This window comes from Bogoriella caseilytica (assembly GCF_003752405.1).
Taxonomy (GTDB): domain Bacteria; phylum Actinomycetota; class Actinomycetes; order Actinomycetales; family Actinomycetaceae; genus Allobogoriella; species Allobogoriella caseilytica.
In genome coordinates, this window is sequence record NZ_RKHK01000001.1 from 581,671 (window position 1) to 602,207 (window position 20,537).

A 20,537-nucleotide genomic window follows, 5' to 3' on the forward strand; every position below is an offset into this window, starting at 1 on the left:
GCTAGCCGGAGCGGCCTGAGCTGGACCGCAGCATCGAGACCACCACGGGCCCGCCCTCGAGGGTGGATGTCGAGGTCACCCGGAATCCCGCGCCTTCATAGAGCCGGACGTTCCGCTCATCCGAGGTCTCCAGCGCCACCGCGGCACCGTCGACTCGGCTCACGTGCTCGAGTGCCGCCTCGACCAGGGCGCGGCCAAGGCCTCGTCCCTGCCACTCGGGATGCACACCGAGGGTTGCGAGATTCCACGCCGCCTCCGGAGGTGGCGGGGTGACCGCGCCTGCCAGCGCTTCCAGCCTCGATCCGTGCCGTGCCGCAATCTGCTCCTGGAGGGAAGACGACGGTTCAGGAGCCTGCGGCGGGAGCAGTGCAAGCACCCCGTGGAGGTCGTCTTCCACCAGGATCACGCCGTGCTCGAGTGCGTGACCCAAGTACAGGCGTTGCAGCTGTTCCAGTCGGTCGCGATAGGAGTCCTCAGGTATGGACCAGCGGGTCCAGGGATACTCCTCGAAGGCAGCGGCCAGCGTGCGTGCCGCGCCGTCCAGCTCCTCCGGCGTCACTGACCGTATCGAAGGCCACGCCGGCGCCTCACTGGCCATCGCGAACGACTCCTTCTCCCTGCGTGCCACGACCGGGACTCTATCGCCGACTCCTGGGAGAGGTCACTCGCGCGAGCTCCGCGCGCCGTCGGCAGCTGGAGAAGTCACGAGAGCACTGGCGAGTGCGCACCAGGACTGGCGAGTCCCGCTTCGCCGTGGTGTCGGCTACAGCTCGCTGACCTGGCCGGCCTCGACCCGCCAGTGACGGTCGGTCTGGACGGCGGCGAGCATCCGCCGGTCGTGGGTGACCAGCAGCAGTGTCCCGTCATAGGACTGCAGCGCCTGCTCGAGCTGTTCGATGGCCGGCAGATCGAGGTGGTTCGTGGGCTCGTCGAGCACGAGCAGGTTGCTGCCGCGCGCCTGCAACAGCGCCAGGGCCGCACGGGTGCGCTCTCCGGGAGAGAGGTCATCGACGGGGCGGGTGACGTGATCGGCCTTGAGGCCGAACTTGGCCAGCAGGGTGCGCACCTCGGCCGAGGCGAGGTCCGGTACGAGATCCTCGAAGGCCGCCGCGAGGAGCTCGGATCCGGCCAACAGGGAGCGTGCCTGGTCGATCTCTCCGACATGCACGCTCGCCCCGAGGCTCGCTGTGCCTTCGTCCGGGCGCTGGTGGCCGAGCAGGCCGCGCAGCAGCGTCGACTTCCCGGCACCGTTGGGGCCGGTGATACCGATCCGCTCGCCCGCGTTGACCTGGAGGGACACGGGCCCGAGCGTGAAGGTCCCCTGGCGGAACACCGCTGAGCTGAGCGTGGAGACCACCGAGCCGGAGCGCGGTGCGGAGCCAATGGTGAACTCGAGCTGCCACTCCTTGCGCGGTTCCTCCACCTCGTCCAGACGGGCGATTCGGCTCTCCATCTGGCGGACCTTCTGGGCCTGCTTCTCGCTGGACTCGCTGGCGGCCTTGCGCCGGATCTTGTCGTTGTCCGGCGCCTTCTTCATCGCGTTCCGCACGCCCTGGCTGGACCATTCGCGCTGGGTGCGGGCCCGCGAGACGAGGTCGGCTTTCTTGCCGGCGAACTCCTCGTACTTCTCCCGCTGGTGGCGTCGGAGCGTCTCCCGCTCCTCCAGGTAGGAGTCGTAGCCGCCGCCGTACACCCGGTTGGAGCCCTGTGCCAGGTCGAGCTCCAGCACTCGCGTGACACAGCGGGCGAGGAACTCACGGTCGTGACTGATGAGCACCACTCCCCCGCGCAGGCCACGCACGATGGTTTCCAGGCGCTCGAGACCATCGAGGTCGAGGTCGTTCGTGGGTTCATCGAGCAGCACGATGTCGAAGCGGGACAGCAGCAGCGCGGCGAGCCCCACCCGAGCGGCCTGCCCTCCGGAGAGCGAGGTCATCAGGGCGTCCTCCGGGCGGGCCGTGCCCAGTTCGAGGCCGAGTTCGGCGAGCGCGACCGGAAGGCGCTCCTCAAGGTCGGCGGCGCCGCTGGCCAGCCAGCGGTCCAGCGCCGCGGAGTAAATGTCCGCCGGATCGGCTCCGGAGCTGGCCGGCGACGGCTCGCCGAGGGCCTCGGCGGCGGCGTCCATGTCCCTGGTCGCCTGGGCGCAGCCGGTGCGGCGCGCGATGTACTCGGCCACGCTCTCCCCGGCTACGCGTTCGTGCTCCTGAGGCAACCAGCCCACGAAGGCATCGGGCGGTGAGAGCTGGATGGTGCCGCCCTGCGGTTCGTCGACGCCGGCGAGCAGCCGGAGCAGCGTGGACTTCCCGGCACCGTTGGCGCCGACCACCCCGACGACGTCGCCGGGGGCGACGGTCAGGTCGAGGGAGTCGAAGAGGGTGCGGTGGCCGTACCCGCCGGCCAGGCCATGGGCCACGAGGTGTGCGGTCATCGGAGTCAGCGTAGGTGGTGCTGGTCTCTGATCAACACGGATTCCTCGTCGGGGTGGTGCTCGCTGTCCCGAATTGTCCCCCTCCTTTGGGATGATGGAACGACCATCTACTGCTGCCCGGGACGGAGCCTTCGTTGGGACTGTTCGATCGACTCACCGGCCAGACGAAGAGGGCTGAGCCGCCAGGCCGGCAGCACAGGGCCGGCGCACCAGGCCGTCCTCGGTTCGCGGTGATCGATGTCGAGACCACCGGGCTCCACCCAGCTGATGAGCGCATCATCGAGTTCGCCATGGTCCGCGCCGACGAGCACGGCCGGCCGATCGACCATTGGGTCACACGGTTCCATCCCGAGAAGCCCGTGGGCGCAACCCACGTGCACGGTCTGACCGACGCCGACGTCGCCCAGGCTCCGCGCTTCGCGGACCTCGCGCTGACCATCGGACAGGCCCTGCACGGCGTGGTGGTCGTCGCGCACAACGCCGAGTTCGATGTCGGCTTCTTGCGGGCAGAGTTTGCTCGGGCGTCGATGCCGATGCCCCAGTTCACCAGCTATTGCACGCTGCAGGGCAGCACCCTGTATCTCCCCCACCTGCGGCGGCGGAAGCTCGGCGACTGCTGCGCTGCCTTCGGCATCGTGAATCCGCAGGCACATTCGGCACTCGGCGACGCGTACTCCACCGTGGGACTCCTCGAGCGCTACCTCGCACTGGACGCGCAGACCGGCTACGACGCGCCCCTGACGGCGACTCGGGCGTTGTGGCCTGGTGCCCCGGCCATGCCAGCTCCCGGGGCTCCAACCACGCAGGCCCCCGGCGCCTCTGAGCCAACGCGGGCCCCCGCCTCTGAGCCGCCCCAGGCTCAGCCACAGCCACTCGAGCCCCGACAGGCCGGCCTCACCATCACGGAGGAGTTCCGCTCCGCACTCGATCACCTCCATGCCGGTCATCATCTGTTCCTCACCGGCAAGGCGGGAACCGGTAAATCCACGCTGATCCGGCACTACGTAGAGAACTCACACCGGCGCACGCTCACCGTCGCGCCGACGGGGATCGCCGCACTGAATGTCGACGGGTACACCATCCACCGACTGTTCTCCTTCCCTCTCGGCGTGACCGAGGAGACGGTGCGTGATGGCCGCTACTACCCGGGGCGTTTCGCGGCGGCCCTCAAGGAGCTCGACACCCTCATCATCGATGAGGCCTCGATGGTGCGGGCCGACCTCTTCGATGCGCTCACCGCAGCGCTCGAACGCTTCGGTCCGAGGCCGGGCACGCCGTTCGGTGGCGTGCAGCTGGTACTCGTCGGCGATCTCTACCAGTTGCCTCCGGTGGTCACCGATCGTGAAGCGGAGTGGATCGAGCAGCGCTTCGGCACCCCGTTCTTCTTCTCCGCGCGCTCCTTCGACCCGGCGACCTTCCCCGTGGTCGAGCTGACCACCGTGTTCCGTCAGCTCGGCGAGGACCGGCTCGTGCATCTGCTGAACGCGGTCCGGGAGGGGGAACTGCTCGGCGAAGCGCGTGCGGAGCTGAACCGGCGCACCAACCCCGATTTCGAGCCGGATCTGGACGAGTTCTGGTTGACGCTCGCGACCACGAACCGGATCGTCGGCGCCCGCAATCGGCAGATGCTGGAGCGTCTCCCGGGTCCGGTGCAGGTCTTTGCCGCCACCTCCTCCGGGGACACCGACGGCTTCGAACGCCCGACGGAGGACCGGCTCTCGCTCGCCGTCGGCGCGCAAGTGATGCTGCTGAACAACGATCCGGGTGACCGATGGGTCAATGGGACTCTCGGCAAGATCACCGCGATCGGGGCCGACGACGACGGTCCTGTGGTCACGGTGCTTCTGCGCGACGGCCGCACCGAGCAGGTGCGTCAGCACACCTGGGACATCACCCGGCCGAGCGTGAGCGGCGGATCGCTCGTGCACGAGGTCATCGGCACGTTCACGCAGCTGCCGATGAAGCTGGCGTGGGCCATCACGATCCATAAGTCGCAGGGCCAGACTCTCGATCGTGTGGTCGTGGACCTCACGGGCGGAACCTTCGCGAACGGGCAGTTGTACGTGGCGCTGTCGCGCTGCACCAGCCTCAAGGGCCTGGTGCTCAAACGTGATGTGCTCCCCCGGGATCTGAAGTCGGATGTGCGGGTGCGCCGGTATCTCTCCAGCGGTGCCGCCTCGATGGAGACCTTGGGCGAGGCCTATCTGTCGGTGCTCACCGTGGGCACCGATGGGGACCGCTGGCGGCCGCGCCCCGTGGAGATCGCGGTGGTGACCGACGACGGCGATGAGGCCACCACCGTCGTCAACCCCACCTGCGACCTCTACAACGCCAGCGACGACTACGGGCTCACCACGCGGGACGTGCAGCTCGCGCCTCTGCTCGCCGAAGCTTGGCCGGCGCTGAGTTCACTGCTCGCCGGGCGCGTCCCGGTGGGCGTGAACGTGGACCGGCAGCTCGCACAGATCGACTTCGAGCTCAAGCGCAACGGGATCGTGGAACCCATGCCACTGGGTCTCGACGTGCCCGCCGGCCTGCTCAGCACGGATGAAGCCGCGCGCCTGAAGGCGCCGACGGCACTGGAGCGGGCCCGCGCGATTCGTGACGCCGCGCAACGGATACGCCGCTCCGGCGCGGCACTGCCGGACACGGGTACGGCGTTCCGGCAGCTCGTCCACGGTCACGGTTACCTCCTCGCCCGCACCACTGGCGCCACCGGCACCACCGCGCCCACAGGTTTCGTCGTGGGCGGGAACCTCAGTCCTGAGGACGACCCGGCCGATGTCCTGGCCCAGCTGCTCGCCACCACCTGGGAGCGGGTGTTCTCCCCCGATCAGCACGTGGTCGATCGACTGCGCACCGTGGAGCAGCACTATGGCGTGCGCATGCTGCCAGAGGGGTTCGCGGTGGGTGGCCCCGTGGATGCCGAGACGGTGCTGGTGCCCGGGGCGCGGGTGTGCTTCTCGGGCTCGGTCGTCTCGGCCACGCACGGGCCGCTCGACAAGGACCAGCTGCACCGGATGGCCGAGTCGAGCGGACTCGTCGCTGTTCCCACGCTCACGAAAACGCGGACCGATGTGCTGGTGGTCGCCGAGGCCGGGTCCCAATCGGGCAAGGCGAAGAACGCCGCACGGTGGGAGAAGCCGGTGATCGCGGCGGAGGAGTTCTTGGCCTGGGCGGCTCGCGTCTGAGCGTTCTCCCAGAGGAGAGGTGCTCCGCGTGGGGAACGTCGACTCCGACGACGGCGCTCAGCTGGAGCGCTCAGCTGTTCTGGTAGCTGGTCGGGGACAGGCCGTCATCCTCAGCGATCAGGGTCTCCGAGCCCGGCACACGATCGGTGTTGTGCGCGGCGACCGCCAGCCACCCGGAGTCGCCCTGCTCCATCACGAACGTGAAGACTCCGCACCGCGGCCGCGCCTGCTTCTCGCCCGGCGCGGTCTGGCCCGTCAGGGACCACTCGGCGTGCACGATGGCGGCCGACTCCCCCAGCCGGCGCAGCTTGGTGCGCTCCAGCGTCATGGCCGAGTTCCCGAAGATCTTGCGGAAGCCGTAGTCGTGGGCCTGGCGGATCCGCTCGCGGTCCTCCCACCACAGTCCGACCACGTTGACGAAGTCGGCATCCTCGGCGAACAGCTCCGCCAGCGCCGCCGCGTCCGCGCTGTTCCAGGCATCGGTGAATCGGGCGGAGATCTCCTCGGCGCGGTGCATGGCGCTGGTCTCGTCGGCGGTCACGAGACCAGCCTCGCGCCCGCACCGATTCGCTGCCAGTCCAATGTCGGTCAGCGCTACCCTTCGCTGAGGCGACGCGGACGACGACGTCCATTCACTCACGTGAGGAGCGAGCATGCCGCAGTACCTCATTTACTTCCACCAGCAATGGGTGGGCGAGCACGATGCGGAGTGGTTCGCCGAGCGCGGCCGGCTGGTTAACGACGTGGTGGAGGACATGAGGCGTGCTGGTGTCTACGTCTTCGCGGGTGGCGTCGACGAGAATCTCGACCGTGCGTTCAGCGCGGATGCCACGAGCGGCACGCTCACCATCGCTGACGGTCCCTATCGGAGGCACGAGGTGGATCTCGGCGGTCTGACCGTCGTGGATGTCGAGGACGACGACGCCGCGAAGCTGTGGGCGGGCAAGGTCGCTGAGGCCTGCGGTTGGCCGCAGGAGGTCCGCCGGATCTGTTGACCGTAGCGGCCGCCGTTACGCCCGTTCCACGCCAAGGGATGCCGCCAGTTCCTCGGGCGTGATCGCCCCGGGTGAGAGTCCCTCACGGCCGGCCTGCCGGGTCAGCCGGGCCAGGGCCGAGTTGATCGGCGCCGTCCTGCCTATGCGGTGCGCCATGGCGGCGATCTCACCGTTCAGGAAGTCGACCTCGGTGGTTCCGTTTCCCCGGGCGATGGACTGCCAGGTCGAGCCGCCGAGTGTCTCCGGCGCGCCGGGCACGGGTCGCGTCTGGAGGGTGGAACGGAATCGCTTCTCGTCGGCCTCGGAGTTCAGCGTAACTCCCGCGGCCGCGTAGATCTGCTCGGCCTCGGCCCGCACCGCGGAGACGATGCCCGCATCGGGGCTACTGAGCAGCGCCTGGACGGCGTTGCCGAGATTGCCCAGCAGCTTGCGGTACTTCCACGGCATCACGTCCTCGGGCAGCGGCACCTCCAGCTCCGCCCTGGCCCAGTCCTGGGCGATCTCGGCCAGCAGCACACGGTCCTCCTCGGTGGTCAGCTCGGCGGGCACGCGTGCGGTGTGCAGCAGACCGCGGGGCGGGACGCAGCGGAGGATCACCTCCCCCGGGTTCAGCATCACGGCGGGCATCCACACGCACACCCCGTAGACCCGCCGGAACCAGCGCAGGGCGCGGAGTTCAGCGCTGACGCCGTTCAGTGCCGTGAGCAGGGGCAGCTCGCTGCCGGCCGTGCCATCACCGACCGGGGCATCTGCCCAGGCGGCCAACGCCGACTCCGCCTGGTGGCTCTTGGTGGCCAGGACCAGCACATCATCGGGCGTCAGCTCGATCTCCTCCGGCCCCGCGATCGCCACCACCGGGACGGTCACGTCGGCGTCGGGCATGCGGATACGCAAGCCGTGCTCACGCATCCGTTCGAGATGCTCACCTCGGGCAGCCAACACCACTGGGGTGCCCTGGGCCGCGAGCAGTCCGCCGATGCCTCCGCCGATCGCGCCAGCACCGATGATCACGTAGCGATTCGCCATGCGGCTCATTCAACAGCACGGGGCGGAGGGCGCCGTCGGGCCGGGTGCGCTCGGCAGCCAGATCCACCCTTCCTGGCGTGCGATCTCCCTGAGGTCCTCGGGGGGCGGCTCGCAGGCGCCCAGGGAGGCCTCGCGAGTGATGAGCGCAGCGATCACGGCGTCGAGAGCGTTGTCGTCGGCAGCGCAGAGGTCTCGGTGGCCGTTCCAGTCGAGCCATGGAGTCCTCGCCTCAAGCTCGGTCACCAAGCCGAGACGCGCGCCGGCGTTCTTCGTCTCCTTGTAGCCGCGGTGGGGCAGGGACCAGCAGCGCAGCGCGGCCGCTGGGTACACCTCGATCACCGCTCCCGAACCATCGCGCGAGACATCAGTCCCCTGCTCCCGCAGACGTGCTTCGATACCGGCCCACCGCAAGGCCGGATAGGCGATCCGATCGGTGGAGACGCTCAGCGGCGTCAGTCCCGTGCGGCGGTGCACATCTCTGTCCGTGACCCGCATGGCCAGGCTGCGCCGCCAGTCGGAACCCGTCGAGGCCGGGGCGGGCAGTGACGCGGTGGCGTGTGCGCTCACCAGGTCGACGAAGCGCGCCGGCCAGCCCAGCGGCACATCCACCCCGGTTCGGCCGGCGGTCTCGATCGCCGCCACCAGATCCTCGTCAGTCGCTCCCACAAGGACGTGCTCCAGCACTGGGGCGGGATCGTCGCGTAGCACCGCCACGCTGGTCCGCCTGGCCTCAGCAGCGAGATCGATCCCGACGACAATCACTTCGGGAGACTATCCGCCCAGTGCGGTACCGCTTATTCCGATCACGGCCGATCCGTCCAGAGGCCCCACTGGACGCCTGCGGAATCGCGGAACAGGGCAAACCACTGCGTGCCGTCGAGCTCGACTCGTTCTCGCTCGACCTCACCGGCCAGATCTCGCACGCGCGCCAGGGCTGCCTCGAGGTCATCGGTATGCAGATAGACCCGGGTCCCGGAGCTGCGCGCGATCGCCCCTCGCTGGAGGCCGCCCACGTCGGAACCGCCGGCCTGGATCACCCAGTAGTCCGCCTGCAGCTCGGTCCCCCCGAATGCCGGCCGGAAGGTCCACCCAGAGAGGTCAGCATGGAACTGCTGGAACCGCTCGGGCGCATCCGTCTCGACTTCCCACCAGACCACACTCCTGATCATCAACCGCCACCTCCGATGGGCCGGCGCCGGATCGCACGAGGGGCATCCGCCGTGAGTGAGTCGTGGGCTTGCACCATGCGGCTCATTCAACCGCAGGGACGACGGGCGTACCGCGGATCCAGGGGTGCGGCCAGGCGTGCGCGAGAGCTGCCACTGACTTCCAGCGTCGGCCTCGCTCCGCTTCGAGGGCTCGTGCTGCGACGGCGAACTGCCCGGACGTTCCCACCCACTCCGCGCGAGACCGGGTGCGGTCGTCGCCCAGGAACGTATGGGCGAGCGCTCCGAGCGTATGCACGGTGGTGACCTCGTCGATCTGCGCACCGAACTCGTACTCCTCCGGCGACATGAAACGCGTCGAGCCCCACATGCGCCCCATCTCGTTGACCACGGGCGCTCGCTGGTAGAGGTCGAGGTCGCACAGTGTGACGCGGCCGGTGTCCGGGTCGAGCATGACGCTGCCGTCGTAGAGGTCGATCGGCGTCCAGCCACGATCGGCGACGTGCACGTGGAAGTCATAGATCTGCTGCACAGCGGCAGCGCGAGCAGCCGGGGCCAAGGACCGGACCACGTCGGACCTCCCGTACTGCCGGCCGATCGGCACCGCGTCGGTCCACTCGAAGATCAGCACGTGTCCGGATCCGACATCGACGGCCTCACGCAGGGTGACCAGGTTCGGGTGTGCGAGATCGCGGTGGACCTGTCCGGCATGCCGCAGGCGGACGACGGCGTCCTCGACCGCGCCGTCGTATCGCATGGTCGAAGCTCCGGCGTACTTGAGGAACAGCCGCCCCTGCGCACCTTCCACGCCGAAGCAGAGGTTTCCGGAGTCCTGTTCGTCGAAGACTGCGAACACCGCTCCCCAGCGGGCGATGAAGGACAGGTCGTGCGGCGCGTCGAGGCGGACCGGATGGCCGTCCAGTTCGGTGACGAACACCAGATGATGGTAGGCACGGCGCCGATTGCGCCACCAGCGCTTAACGCACCGGGCGACTTGCATCGTTCGAGTCAACGCATTGTCTCCCGCCGCCATCGCAGCCTACGATCGACGAGGTGAGTGCAGAGCCTCCCATTGACGAGCCTGTGAGCGTGGTTCGCCACGATGAATGCTGGGAGCTACAGGCCACCCGCCTCATCGACGAAGTCAGCCGCATCACCCGAGCACGCACCGTTCAACATATCGGAAGCACGGCCGTCCCCGGCCTATCCGCCAAGCCAATCATTGATCTCATGGCGGACGTTGGCGGCGCCGATCGTGACGCGGCAGCACAGAGGCTCACAGAAGCAGGGTTTACCGATTTCGGAGAGATCTCGGAAGGCCGTCGCTACTTGATTCGCCGGTCCGCACCGGCCACCAACGTCCACTTCATCGACGCGTCCTCGTCTCTGTGGAGTGACAATCTCGTTTTCCGTGATTATCTCCGCGCCCATCCCGAGGCCGCGTCGGCCTACGACGAAGCCAAACATAACGCCTCGCGTACGGGCCGACTACTGGCCTATTCGGACGCAAAGGAACCGCTCGTTCGAGAGATCATGAATACCGCTCGCGCTTGGCGCGTCGAGCTCAAGGAAGCGGGTTTCAACCCGGATCAGGCTCGACCATAACGTCAGTCGGTCCGGCCATAAGGCCGACGGTGACTTCCTGGAGACGGATGCGTCGACTGAGCCACCTCGATCCGTGCCCGAGCATGTCAGTGCAGGTACAGATCCGACACGCCCGCCCAGGCGAGCCCGCACCGGCCACGCGTCGCAACGAGCGTGCGGCGGGCGTAGGGGCCGCCCTGCGGGACTTCACATCGACGTGGCTGCGAGCCCGAGGCCGGGGTGCCAGGCTGGGCCAGCCCGAGGCCTTACGGGGACGAGCGACCACCACGTTTGCCCGTGACACTGACGTCAGCCTCCGAAGGCCTCACCGACCTACACGGGCAACTCGACTGAACCCATCACACGTTGAACCGGAACTCCACCACGTCACCGTCAGCCATGACGTAGTCCTTACCCTCCATGCGCATCTTGCCCTTGCTGCGCGCTTCGGCGATGGAGCCCTGCTCCAAGAGCTCGTCGAAGGAGATGACCTCGGCCTTGATGAAGCCCTTCTCGAAGTCGGTGTGGATCACGCCGGCCGCCTGGGGCGCCGTCGCGCCCTGCGGGATGGTCCACGCCCGTGACTCCTTCGGCCCCGCCGTCAGGTAGGTCTGCAGTCCCAGCGTGCGGAAGCCGACGGTGGCGAGCTGATCGAGGCCGGAGACCTCCTGGCCGGACTCGGCGAGCATCTCCGCAGCCTCGTCCTCCTCGAGCTCCACCAGCTCCGACTCGAACTTCGCGTCCAGGAAGATCGCCTCGGCGGGTGCGACCAGCTCGCGCAGCTCGGCCTGCATGGCCTCATCGGCCAGCCCGGCGTCGTCGGTGTTGAACACGTAGATGAAGGGCTTGGACGTCATCAACTGGAAGCTCGCCAGGATCTCGGGGTCCAGCCCGGCCGCCGCGGCGCCCTTGGAGAGCAGCGTGCCTTCCTCCAGCACGGCGAGCGCGCCCTTGGCCGTCTCGAGGACCTCGGGCTCGGCCTTGCGGCCACGCACCTCCTTCTCCAGGCGCGGGATGGCCTTCTCGAGCGTCTGCATATCGGCCAGCACCAGCTCGGTGGCGATGGTCTCGATGTCGTCGGCCGGGGCGACCTTGCCGTTGACATGGATGATGTCGGGGTCAGCGAAGGCGCGAGTCACCTGGCAGATCGCCTCGGCCTCGCGGATGTTGGCCAGGAACTGGTTCCCCAGCCCCTCCCCTTCGGAGGCGCCCTTGACGATCCCGGCGATGTCCACGAACGACACGGTGGCCGGGGTGATCTTCTCCGAACCGAACACCTCGGCGAGCTTCCCCAGCCGGCTGTCGGGCAGCGGGACCACGCCCACATTGGGTTCGATGGTCGCGAAGGGGTAGTTCTCAGCGAGAACAGTCGCGCGGGTCAGGGCGTTGAAGAGGGTCGACTTACCGACGTTGGGCAGTCCGACGATTCCGATGGTGAGGGCCACGTGGCCTGAGTGTACGGGGCGTACCGATCCCACGTACCGCTCGTTGGCGCCTCAAGCGCATGTCCCGCACCATGTGGGGATGCCGTCCACGCCGATCCAGCCGATTCTCACGGCGGATGCACCGTGAACGGCGCCTCGGACTGGGTGAGCACAGCGCTCGGGATCGCCCTCGTGCTCCTCGCCCTCGCAGACGTCGTCCACACGATGTGGCACCCGAGTGGCCAGGGCCGGTTGAGCAAGCTGCTACTGCGGCTGGTCTGGAGGCTCTGCCAACCGTTGGGCGAGCCAGGGCGCCGGGCGTGCGGCCCCGTCGGCATGATGGTCGTCGTCATCAGCTGGGCCGGGCTGGTCCTCGTGGGCTGGGCACTGATCTACTGGCCGCACCTGCCTGGAGGCTTTTCGTTCGACCCGGGGACGACGCCTGCGGACCCCGCCTTCCTCGATGCGCTCTACATCTCCGCCGTGGTGCTCTCCACTCTCGGTTTCGGGGACGTCGTCCCGGCGGGTGTTCCGATCAGGATGGTCGCGCCACTGGAGAGCCTGATCGGCTTCGCACTCCTGACAGCGGCCGTCTCTTGGGTGCTGCAGGTCTACCCCGCTCTCACCCGGCGCCGGACGCTCTCCTTGCAGCTCGATGCGCTTCGCACTGCCAAGACCCATGAGCAGTTGGGGCAGCTGAGCCCGGTGACTGCGGCCTCACTGCTACGGGCCATCTCCGATGGCCTCAGCGGGATCCGGGTGGACTACACGCAATACGTCGAGACCTACTACTTCCGCGACTCCGATCGGGCCACCTCCCTGGGTGCCACGCTCCCCTACGCTCACGAACTCGCCCTGGCGGCCAAGGAATGCGACTCGGGCGACCTCCAGCACAGCGGCACTGTGCTGGAGAACTCCGTGGACGAACTCGCCCGGCTCATCGATCGACAGTACTTCCGCGCCGGCGGTGACACTGCCACGATCCTTACCCGCTTCCGCCGCGATCAGGCAGACGTCTGAGTCCGCGCTGCCAATGCGCAAGCCCGGGGCATGGGTCAGAATCCGAGTATGGACATCGCCGACAACGGACCACACCCGAACGCCTTCGACCTGGAGACGGCCACGCGGGAGAACCCCAACTACCGCACGGTCGCCTGGACCGGTAAGCACCTCCAGGTGACCCTGATGTCGATCGAGCCGGGCGCGGCGATCGGCCTGGAAGTGCACTACGGCACCGACCAGTTCCTGCGCGTCGACGCCGGCAAGGGTCGCGCCAAGATGGGCCCCACCAAGGACGACCTCTCCTTCCAGCAGGACGTTGAGGACGGCTGGAGCATCCAGGTGCCCGCCGGAACGTGGCACGACGTGGAGAACACCGGTGACGAGCCGCTGCGCCTCTACGCCATCTACGCCCCCACGCATCACGCGAAGGGCATCGTGCAGGAGACCCCTGACGACGCCGAGCGGGACGAGGAGCAGGGCCGGGACGAGCCGCCGTCCTGGGTGGAGGAAGTGGACGAGAAGGGCGAGGACAGCGCCTGACGGCGGCGTCCCGCCCCGAACTCAAGGAGGGGATGTGCCCCACGTCGAGTCGGCGCTCAGGAGCGCCTCTGAAGAAGCTGCGGCCCATGAGAAGGGCCGCTCTGCCCATCTGCTGATCCACGACGGTCCGCTGCGCCAGACGATCATTGCGCTCCAGGCCGGCCACGTGCTCGCCGAACACAACTCGCCTCCGGCCGCCAGCATGTATCTGTTGCGCGGCCGGGTGCGGGTGACGGGTCAGGACGACTCGGAGGTGACGCAGGGGCAGATCGTGGCGCTCACCCACGTGCGCCACGGGGTCGAGGCCCTGGAGGATTCGGTCTTCCTGCTCACCACCGTGACGAGCCAGAGCGGCGAGAGCCACGGGGACAGCCCCGAGAGCGGGCACCAGCACTAGGCGACCGGAGGGAGGTCGCGCCTCCCGAGGATGTCAGTGGTACCTGAGAGGGTGCCTGCATGGACTTGCCGACCGTTGTGCTCGTTGTTCTCGCTCTGGCCGTGGGGGTGACGCTGGGCTATGCCCTGGCGGTGGCGCGCCGTGGCAACGGTGCCGACCTGGCCCGGCTGGGCGCTGCCACTGCGGCCGCTGAGGCGCGTGCAGAGCGACTCGCCGAGGAGGTCGAGCAGCTGCATGCCCGAGCACGGCAGGATCACGACGTCCTCCAGGCTCTCGCCCCCGTCCAGGCCGCTCTGGGGCAGGTGGGCGAACACGTGGCCCAGTTGGAGAAAGAACGTTCCCAGCAGTTCGCGGTACTCAACGAGCAGCTCCACCACGCCCGGCGCTCCGAAGCCGAGCTCCAGGCGGCGACGACGCAACTGGAATCCGCTCTGCGCTCGACCTCAGCCCGCGGCCAGTGGGGCGAGGTGGAACTGCGCCGGGTGCTTGAGGCCGCGGGGATGATGCGGCACGTCGACTTCACCGAGCAGCGAGCACTACCGGGCGCGCAGGGCGCCGGGCGCGGACGGCCCGACGTCGTTGTCCAGCTTCCCGGCGAGCGCTATCTGGCCATCGACGCCAAAGTGCCCATGGACGCCTACCTGGAGGCCGCAGCCATCGGCGACCGCGCTACCGGTGAGGACGCCGAGCGGCGGGAGCGCCTGCTCGCCGAGCACGCCAAGGCGTTGCGCGCGCATGTGGATGCCCTCGCCTCTCGCGGCTACCACGAGCAGCTCACGCACTCCCCTGAGCTGGTCGTCATGTTCCTGCCGTCGGAGGGCCTGCTTGCGGCAGCTTTGGAGGCGGATCCCACCCTCCTGGAGCGGGCCATGCGACTCGGGGTGGCGCCGACGTCTCCCGCCTCGCTGCTGGCGCTGCTCCGCACGGTCGCCGCGGTCTGGTCCACCGAGCGGATCAGCGTCGAGGCGGAGGAACTGCTGGCACTGGGCCGGACGCTCTACGACCGGCTCGGGTCGGTGGCCGGACATCTGGGCTCCCTCGGGCGGTCGCTGCGCTCCAGCGTGCAGCACTACAACAAAGCGGTGGCCTCCATGGAGAACCGGCTTCTGGTGACCGCCCGCGGCCTCGAATCCGTGGCGCGCGAGGACATCCAGGTGGATCCGATCTCCTCCGACGATGCCCAACTTCGCGAGTTCACCGCTGTCGAGCTGCCAGGGCAGGCCGAGTACGGCAAGGACACGGGCCGCCCCGGCGCGCCAGGCGGCAGCGCGCACTCGGTCGAGGGTTCGACCGAAGCGCGCCGCGCCGGCTAGACCGCGATCAGACCGAAGTACCCCATACCCATTACCCCGCGGTACCCCTCGAAGTACGCGCGACGTTGACGGGCGGCCATCTCGCGAACTTCCGGCGAGTCAGGATGGGTCGCGGGATGGTCACTGAGCCAGCGGGCGTAGCACGCGGCAAAACCCGATTCGAACTCGTCCCACTCGCCCAACGTGGCCTCGAAGACGTGGACCGGACTGAAGCCCTCCTCGGCCGCGACCTCCAGGACCGCCGCGAGGGTCTGGAACTCCTCGGCGATCCCGGAGAGCGCCGCCATCGCCGCCTCGGTCGGCGGAGCCGACCAGATCGCCTCGCCATAGACGAGCCGGCCACCAGGCGGCAGCACCTGACGAAGCGCCCGGAGCGCGGAACGATAGTCCAGCGGCTGCGGCGAACTGGAGGTCTGACTCCAGATGTGGCTCGCGCCCACGCAGATCGCATGTGCGGCCTCGGCCGGAAGTTCCGTCCGCACATCCGCGACCCGCAGATCCACCCGATCGTGCAGGCCGCGAGCACGCGCCAGCGTCCGCCCGTGCGCGATCGCACCCTCATCGAGGTCAAGCCCGAGACCGCGCGCAGCCGGGTCCGCTTCGAGCGTGCGCAGTAGCAGCTCACCCCACCCGCAACCCGCATCGACCACCGAGTAGCTCCGTTCGTCAGCAGCGGAGAGGTGATCACCCGAGGCGAGAAAAGCGGACAGGACGTCGGCCCGCCGCTCGGAGAGCGGAGCCATGAACGTGAGGTCTTCATGCGGTGGTGCGAGCTGGATTCCCATGCCATGGACTGTCTCCACCGCAAGGCACACGGTCAACGTATTTCTTCGGCCGAGCGCATCAGAGTTCTGGGCAGGCTGCCGCCATCCATCGCATACCGCCCCGCTGACGTCGCACACCACCCGGCGTTTCATGCATGATGCACCTATGACTGATCGCTCTACGCCTCGCCAACTGGCCGACGCCTACGTTCATGAACTCGCCGCACTCGATCCTTCGGTGGCCACCGGTCTCGGCCTGAACCCCGCCGATGACCGCATGCCGGACTTCTCCCCCGCCGGCCACGAAGCGCGCAACGAGCTCGCCCGCACGGTGCTCCAGGAGCTGGACGAGCTCGAAGCCGCCTCGGGCGAGTTCGACGCCCTGGAACAGCGCTGCGCCACCTTGCTGCGCGACCGCCTGGGCGTCCAGCTCGAGGCCGCCGACGCCGGCGAGCACCTGCGCCCGCTGCGCAACATCGCCTCCCCCATCCACGGCGCTCGCTCGATCTTCCTGATGATGCCCGCGGCCACCGCCGAGGACTGGGGCGTCATCGCCCGCCGCATGGCGCAGTTTCCGCAGGCATACGCCTCCCTGACCGAGGCCCTTGAAGAAGGCCGCCGTCGCGGGCTGCTCTCCGCCCCGCTGCAGGTGGAGACGGTGGCCGGACAGATCGGCGAGTGGATCGGTTCGGGTGAAGCGGGCGCCACCTCCTGGTTCCACGACTTCGTCACCCGGGGCGCCGAGATCGCCCCAGAGCTCCGCGAGGACCTGCACGCCGCCGCCGACGCCGCGGCCGCAGCCGTGGCCGGGATGCAGACCTACCTGCGCGAGACCTACCTTCCCGCCGCGCACGGCACCCCCGACGCGGTGGGCCGCGAGCGCTACCTGCTCGGCGCACGCCGCGTGATGGGCTCAGCGATCGACCCCGAGGAGGTCTACGCCTGGGGCTGGGCCGAATACCAGCGCCTGAACGCCGAGATGCAGCAGCTGGCCGAGAAGATCCGGCCGGGCTCCACCCCCGTGGAGGTCATGCGCTGGCTGGACGAGAACGGCCGCAGCGTCGAGGGCGAGCAGGAGGTGCAGCGCTGGCTGCAGGACATGATGGACGGCGCCATCGAGGAACTCGACGGCACCCACTTCGACATCGCCGAGCCGATCAAGCAGGTCGAGGCGATGATCGCCCCGGCCGGCTCGGCCGCTGCGCCGTACTACACCCGCCCCTCGGTCGACTTCTCCCGGCCGGGCCGCACCTGGCTCCCCACGCTGGGCCGCACCAGCTTCCCCGTCTACGACCTGGTCTCCACCTGGTACCACGAGGGCGTCCCGGGCCATCACCTGCAGCTCGCGCAGTGGGCCTACGTGGCGCCGCAGCTCTCGATCTACCAGACCACCCTGGGTTCCTCCTCCGGCGCCACTGAGGGCTGGGCGCTGTACGCCGAGCGCCTCATGGACGAGCTCGGCTACCTCGACGACGAAGAACGCATGGGCTACCTCGACGCCCAGATGATGCGCGCCGTGCGCGTGGTGATCGACATCGGCATGCACCTGCAGTTCGAGATCCCGGACGATTCACCGCTTGCTCCCGGTCAGCAGTGGACGCCGCAACTGGCCGGTGACTTCTTCAAGGCGCACTCCGGCCGCCCGCACGACTTCATCGACTCCGAGATCGTGCGCTACCTCGGCTGGCCGGGGCAGGCCATCAGTTACAAGCTCGGTGAACGCTCCTGGCTGGCCGGGCGCGAAGCCGCCCGCCAGGCTCACGCCGCGCGCGGCGAGGAGCTCGACCTGAAGTCCTGGCACATGGCGGCGTTGTCCCTGGGCGCCCTCGGCCTGGACGACCTCGAGCGGGAGCTCGCCCAGCTGTAGGTCGCTACCGTCACGCTGACTGCCGCCTGGTGGAGCCGATGCCTCGCGCGCGTGCGTCATCGAATGACATAGGCGGCAGTCAGCGCAATCGGGCCCGTGAGCGTGACCCGTCGATGGGACGCCGGATGGTTCCGGCTCACACCTTGCGGCATACGAAGATCGCGGTACCAGGCAGGATTCGGCCCCGCTCGGGACCCCAGCCGCCCCACACCTGCACGTTGCCCTGCGGCCACTCCGGTTCCACCAGATCCTCGATCACGAAGCCTGAACCGGTCACCTCACGCACATGGTCCCCGAGCGTGCGGTGGAACTCGGCGTAGAGGGGCTCGCCGGCCTCATCACGTTCCACATAGGGCGTGCGGTCGAAATAAGCGCGGATCGCAGTCAGGCCACGCGAGGTCGGATCATCGGGGAAGGCCCAGCGAATCGGGTGGGTGACCGCGAAGACCCACCGACCGCCTGGGCGCAGCACCCGGGCCACCTCGGCGTGAACGGTGGCCGCGTCGGGCACGAAGGGGATGGCGCCGAAGGCCGTGAAGGCGTGATCGAAGCTTGCGTCGTCAAGCGGGAGGTCGCGCGCATCGGCGCAGACTGTCGGAACGCTGATGCCCGTCGCGGCGTCGAGCTCGGCCGATCGCTCCAGCATCCCCGGCGAGATATCCGTGGCCAGCACGGTCGCGCCCTGCTGGGCAAGCCAGCGGGAGCACTGCGCGGCGCCGGCGCCCACTTCGAGCACCTCTTCGCCGCGCAGCTCCGCCGCCGGTCCCAGCAGCCGGGCCTCGGATTCACGCAGCCCCTCGGGGCACCAGCAGAAGTCGGCCGCGCCCAGGAAGTCACCATGCTCGACGAGATACTCCGCGCTCGTCTCGGTCCACCAGCGCCCAGTCGCCGCCACCGCAGCATCGCCGTCGACCGACTCGTATCCTGCGACAGCCAGTTCTCGCGATCGGGTCTGGCTCGACACTTCGTCCATCCGCTGCTCTCCCATCTTCCGATTGTGGTCAGCTTGCGCCGCAATCGGTGCCAGAATCAGCCGTCAAAGCGGCGCAAAGTGACCACAACCGCACAAGACGAGTGCTGAGGCGGCGGCGCCTGTCCCGGGCTCGGCGGTCCCAAGCTCGGCGGCGCCGGGCTGGCGCGGGCTGCGGAGCCTAGCGCGCGTCGGCTGCGGCGCGGCGGCGATGGCCGTGGTCGACGTCCTGCCCCGCGGCCTTGAGGTCGGAACGCAGGTTCTTCGGCAAGGAGAACCCGATGTCCTCGGTAGCGGTGCGCACCTCGTCCAGGCCGGTGTAGCCCAGCGACTGCAAGTGCTCGACCACGTTGCGCACCAGCAGCTCGGGCACCGAGGCCCCGGAGGTGACGCCCACGGTGGTGGCGTCATCGAACCAGGAGTTGTCGATCTCACCGGCGGTGTCCACGCGGTAGGAGGCGCGCGCACCGGCCTCCAGTGCCACCTCCACCAGGCGCACCGAGTTCGAGGAGTTCGCTGATCCCACCACCACAACCACGTCGCACTCGGGCGCCATCTGCTTCACGGCCACCTGGCGGTTCTGCGTCGCGTAGCAGATGTCGTCGCTCGGGGGGTCCTGCAAGTGCGGGAACCGTTCGCGCAGCAGGCGCACGGTCTGCATCGTCTCGTCCACCGAGAGCGTGGTCTGGGAGAGCCAGATGACCCGCTCGGGGTCGCGCACCTGCACCTGGTCCACCTCGTGCGGGCCGTTGACCACCTGGATGTGGTCGGGCGCCTCGCCGTAGGTGCCCTCGACCTCTTCGTGGTCGTCGTGCCCGATGAGCAGGATGTCGTAATCCTCGCGGGCGAAGCGCACCGCTTCCTTGTGCACTTTGGTCACCAGCGGGCAGGTGGCGTCGATGGCGCTGAGATTGCGGGCCGCGGCCTGGGCATGCACCGCCGGGGAGACGCCGTGCGCGGAGAAGACCACGCGAGCACCCTCGGGCACCTCGTCGGCCTCGTTGACGAAGATCGCGCCCCGTTCGGTCAACGTCTCGACCACGAGCTTGTTGTGCACGATCTCCTTGCGCACGTAGATCGGCGCGCCGTAGAGCTCGAGCGCCTTCTCCACGGCATCCACTGCGCGGTCGACGCCGGCGCAGTATCCGCGCGGGGCGGCGAGCAGGATCCGTTTGCCGTCCTGCGCCGGCACTGATTGCAAGGCGGCAGGGAAGGCTCCGGCGCCCGCGAGAGAGACGGGACCGTCGGAGTCACGAACGGGGATCTGCGTCCCCAGCGCCTGGGTACTCATCGACTCCAGCCTACGTGGGACATGCCGGTCGCGGGAGGCAGTGTGAGGGCTCGCGCACCACCACACGCCCATCGGGCACGTGCACGGCACCGCAACGGGCCCATCGGGCACGTCTGTGGCTCCATAGCCGCCTGTCGGTACCCCGTGGGACGATGTGCCCCATGCGTAACCTCCTCGAGCCAGACCCCACCCTTCTGCCCGCCGAGCTCGACACGCCGAGCCGTCAGGCCCTCGAGGCCGGTGCTGATCCGCGTGAGGTCGCCGCGGCCCAGCCAGCGGCCTCCCTGCCCTGGGCGCATCTGGCGCGGCAGTCCCTCGACGCCGGCGATCCGGTGGCGGCCTATGCTTTTGCGCGCACGGGCTATCACCGCGGCCTGGACGCGCTACGCAAGTCCGGTTGGCGCGGCACTGGCCCCGTCCCGGCCTCTCACCTGCCCAATCAGGGGGTTCTCCTGGCCATCCACGCCCTCGGTGAGGCGGCGGGCGCCATCGGTGAGGAACCGGAACAAGAACGCTGCGCCACGCTGCTGAACGACTGCGACCCCAGCGCCCGCGAGGTCATGGGACTGGCATGAACGC

20 protein-coding genes are annotated in these 20,537 nt (G+C 68.8%); 9 read left to right on the forward strand and 11 right to left on the reverse strand.

Going from position 1 to position 20,537, the window contains the following annotated elements; translation table 11 throughout:
- Position 1: 1 nt before the first annotated feature.
- Together EDD31_RS02635 and EDD31_RS02640 are read right to left on the reverse strand one after the other, a co-directional pair.
- The gene (locus EDD31_RS02635) at positions 2-628 is read right to left on the reverse strand and encodes a GNAT family N-acetyltransferase (protein ID WP_245990792.1); all 627 of its coding nucleotides are present in this window, start codon (positions 626-628) and stop codon (positions 2-4) included.
- 135 nt (positions 629-763) lie between these two features.
- A complete protein-coding gene (locus tag EDD31_RS02640) occupies positions 764-2,428 on the reverse strand; it encodes an ABC-F family ATP-binding cassette domain-containing protein (protein ID WP_123302786.1) in 1,665 nt (554 codons plus the stop codon).
- Positions 2,429-2,658: 230 nt separating this feature from the next.
- On the opposite strand from EDD31_RS02640, the gene EDD31_RS15045 reads away from it, so the two are divergent.
- Positions 2,659-5,619: an exonuclease domain-containing protein gene (locus tag EDD31_RS15045; protein ID WP_123302787.1), complete on the forward strand. Its 2,961-nt coding sequence runs from the start codon at positions 2,659-2,661 to the stop codon at positions 5,617-5,619.
- A 70-nt stretch (positions 5,620-5,689) separates the two neighbouring features.
- Here EDD31_RS15045 and EDD31_RS02650 read toward each other — a convergent pair whose 3' ends face one another.
- Positions 5,690-6,160, reverse strand: coding sequence for an SgcJ/EcaC family oxidoreductase (locus EDD31_RS02650; RefSeq protein ID WP_245990795.1), 471 nt, complete (start codon positions 6,158-6,160; stop codon positions 5,690-5,692).
- Positions 6,161-6,272: 112 nt separating this feature from the next.
- Between EDD31_RS02650 and EDD31_RS02655 the strand changes: the two genes are divergently transcribed.
- On the forward strand, positions 6,273-6,614 hold the full coding sequence (locus tag EDD31_RS02655; protein WP_123302788.1) for a YciI family protein: 342 nt from the start codon (positions 6,273-6,275) through the stop codon (positions 6,612-6,614).
- 15 nt (positions 6,615-6,629) lie between these two features.
- On the opposite strand, the gene EDD31_RS02660 is transcribed toward EDD31_RS02655, so the two are convergent.
- The 4 genes from EDD31_RS02660 to EDD31_RS02675 form a co-directional block, all read right to left on the reverse strand.
- Entirely contained in the window at positions 6,630-7,640 is a 1,011-nt protein-coding gene (locus EDD31_RS02660; RefSeq protein WP_123302789.1) for a ketopantoate reductase family protein, read from the reverse strand.
- Between the two features lie 9 nt (positions 7,641-7,649).
- Positions 7,650-8,402: a DUF429 domain-containing protein gene (locus EDD31_RS02665; protein WP_123302790.1), complete on the reverse strand. Its 753-nt coding sequence runs from the start codon at positions 8,400-8,402 to the stop codon at positions 7,650-7,652.
- A gap of 41 nt (positions 8,403-8,443) precedes the next feature.
- Positions 8,444-8,809 (reverse strand): VOC family protein, encoded by a 366-nt coding sequence (locus EDD31_RS02670; RefSeq protein WP_148058848.1) that lies wholly within the window; start codon positions 8,807-8,809, stop codon positions 8,444-8,446.
- An 82-nt stretch (positions 8,810-8,891) separates the two neighbouring features.
- Positions 8,892-9,743: a protein kinase family protein gene (locus EDD31_RS02675; RefSeq protein ID WP_123302792.1), complete on the reverse strand. Its 852-nt coding sequence runs from the start codon at positions 9,741-9,743 to the stop codon at positions 8,892-8,894.
- A 116-nt stretch (positions 9,744-9,859) separates the two neighbouring features.
- On the opposite strand from EDD31_RS02675, the gene EDD31_RS02680 reads away from it, so the two are divergent.
- Positions 9,860-10,411, forward strand: coding sequence for a GrpB family protein (locus EDD31_RS02680; RefSeq protein WP_170163160.1), 552 nt, complete (start codon positions 9,860-9,862; stop codon positions 10,409-10,411).
- 338 nt (positions 10,412-10,749) lie between these two features.
- Here the strand turns inward: EDD31_RS02680 and ychF are convergent, their stop codons facing one another.
- On the reverse strand, positions 10,750-11,835 hold the full coding sequence (gene ychF / locus EDD31_RS02685) for a redox-regulated ATPase YchF (RefSeq protein WP_123302794.1): 1,086 nt from the start codon (positions 11,833-11,835) through the stop codon (positions 10,750-10,752).
- A 123-nt stretch (positions 11,836-11,958) separates the two neighbouring features.
- On the opposite strand from ychF, the gene EDD31_RS02690 reads away from it, so the two are divergent.
- Genes EDD31_RS02690 through EDD31_RS02705 form a run of 4 tightly spaced genes read left to right on the forward strand, consistent with a single transcriptional unit; the run spans position 11,959 to position 15,066 of the window.
- Positions 11,959-12,834 carry a potassium channel family protein gene (locus tag EDD31_RS02690; protein ID WP_123302795.1) on the forward strand — a complete coding sequence of 292 codons (876 nt, stop codon included), beginning with the start codon at positions 11,959-11,961 and terminating at the stop codon, positions 12,832-12,834.
- A gap of 48 nt (positions 12,835-12,882) precedes the next feature.
- Positions 12,883-13,356, forward strand: coding sequence for a cupin domain-containing protein (locus EDD31_RS02695; protein ID WP_123305039.1), 474 nt, complete (start codon positions 12,883-12,885; stop codon positions 13,354-13,356).
- Positions 13,357-13,390: 34 nt separating this feature from the next.
- Entirely contained in the window at positions 13,391-13,753 is a 363-nt protein-coding gene (locus EDD31_RS02700) for a cupin domain-containing protein (protein WP_123302796.1), read from the forward strand.
- Between the two features lie 59 nt (positions 13,754-13,812).
- The gene (locus EDD31_RS02705; RefSeq protein WP_123302797.1) at positions 13,813-15,066 is read left to right on the forward strand and encodes a DNA recombination protein RmuC; all 1,254 of its coding nucleotides are present in this window, start codon (positions 13,813-13,815) and stop codon (positions 15,064-15,066) included.
- Here the strand turns inward: EDD31_RS02705 and EDD31_RS02710 are convergent.
- Positions 15,063-15,851: an SAM-dependent methyltransferase gene (locus EDD31_RS02710; protein ID WP_170163161.1), complete on the reverse strand. Its 789-nt coding sequence runs from the start codon at positions 15,849-15,851 to the stop codon at positions 15,063-15,065. The two genes, EDD31_RS02705 and EDD31_RS02710, sit on opposite strands and share 4 nt — an antisense overlap.
- Before the next feature lie 145 nt (positions 15,852-15,996).
- Between EDD31_RS02710 and EDD31_RS02715 the strand changes: the two genes are divergently transcribed.
- Complete coding sequence (locus EDD31_RS02715; protein ID WP_123302799.1) at positions 15,997-17,697, forward strand: DUF885 domain-containing protein; 1,701 nt, start codon at positions 15,997-15,999, stop codon at positions 17,695-17,697.
- A 136-nt stretch (positions 17,698-17,833) separates the two neighbouring features.
- Here EDD31_RS02715 and EDD31_RS02720 read toward each other — a convergent pair whose 3' ends face one another.
- Both EDD31_RS02720 and EDD31_RS02725 read right to left on the reverse strand, forming a co-directional pair.
- Positions 17,834-18,685, reverse strand: a complete 852-nt coding sequence (locus EDD31_RS02720; protein WP_245990797.1) for a class I SAM-dependent methyltransferase — start codon at positions 18,683-18,685, stop codon at positions 17,834-17,836.
- A gap of 163 nt (positions 18,686-18,848) precedes the next feature.
- The gene (locus tag EDD31_RS02725) at positions 18,849-19,958 is read right to left on the reverse strand and encodes a 4-hydroxy-3-methylbut-2-enyl diphosphate reductase (RefSeq protein ID WP_123302801.1); all 1,110 of its coding nucleotides are present in this window, start codon (positions 19,956-19,958) and stop codon (positions 18,849-18,851) included.
- 152 nt (positions 19,959-20,110) lie between these two features.
- Between EDD31_RS02725 and EDD31_RS02730 the strand changes: the two genes are divergently transcribed.
- The gene (locus EDD31_RS02730) at positions 20,111-20,533 is read left to right on the forward strand and encodes a DUF3151 domain-containing protein (RefSeq protein ID WP_123302802.1); all 423 of its coding nucleotides are present in this window, start codon (positions 20,111-20,113) and stop codon (positions 20,531-20,533) included.
- Positions 20,534-20,537 lie beyond the last annotated feature (4 nt).

What these genes read in the sequence shown, in the direction of transcription:
- EDD31_RS02670 (WP_148058848.1), bottom strand. Translation starts at nt 8,809, where the DNA reads ATGATCAGGAGTGTGGTCTGGTGGGAAGTCGAGACGGATGCGCCCGAG.
- EDD31_RS02725 (WP_123302801.1), bottom strand. Translation starts at nt 19,958, where the DNA reads ATGAGTACCCAGGCGCTGGGGACGCAGATCCCCGTTCGTGACTCCGAC.
- EDD31_RS02720 (WP_245990797.1), bottom strand. Translation starts at nt 18,685, where the DNA reads ATGGGAGAGCAGCGGATGGACGAAGTGTCGAGCCAGACCCGATCGCGA.
- EDD31_RS02710 (WP_170163161.1), bottom strand. Translation starts at nt 15,851, where the DNA reads ATGGGAATCCAGCTCGCACCACCGCATGAAGACCTCACGTTCATGGCT.
- EDD31_RS02640 (WP_123302786.1), bottom strand. Translation starts at nt 2,428, where the DNA reads ATGACCGCACACCTCGTGGCCCATGGCCTGGCCGGCGGGTACGGCCAC.
- EDD31_RS02655 (WP_123302788.1), top strand. Translation starts at nt 6,273, where the DNA reads ATGCCGCAGTACCTCATTTACTTCCACCAGCAATGGGTGGGCGAGCAC.
- EDD31_RS02730 (WP_123302802.1), top strand. Translation starts at nt 20,111, where the DNA reads ATGTGCCCCATGCGTAACCTCCTCGAGCCAGACCCCACCCTTCTGCCC.
- EDD31_RS02695 (WP_123305039.1), top strand. Translation starts at nt 12,883, where the DNA reads ATGGACATCGCCGACAACGGACCACACCCGAACGCCTTCGACCTGGAG.
- EDD31_RS02715 (WP_123302799.1), top strand. Translation starts at nt 15,997, where the DNA reads ATGACTGATCGCTCTACGCCTCGCCAACTGGCCGACGCCTACGTTCAT.
- EDD31_RS02660 (WP_123302789.1), bottom strand. Translation starts at nt 7,640, where the DNA reads ATGGCGAATCGCTACGTGATCATCGGTGCTGGCGCGATCGGCGGAGGC.
- EDD31_RS02705 (WP_123302797.1), top strand. Translation starts at nt 13,813, where the DNA reads ATGGACTTGCCGACCGTTGTGCTCGTTGTTCTCGCTCTGGCCGTGGGG.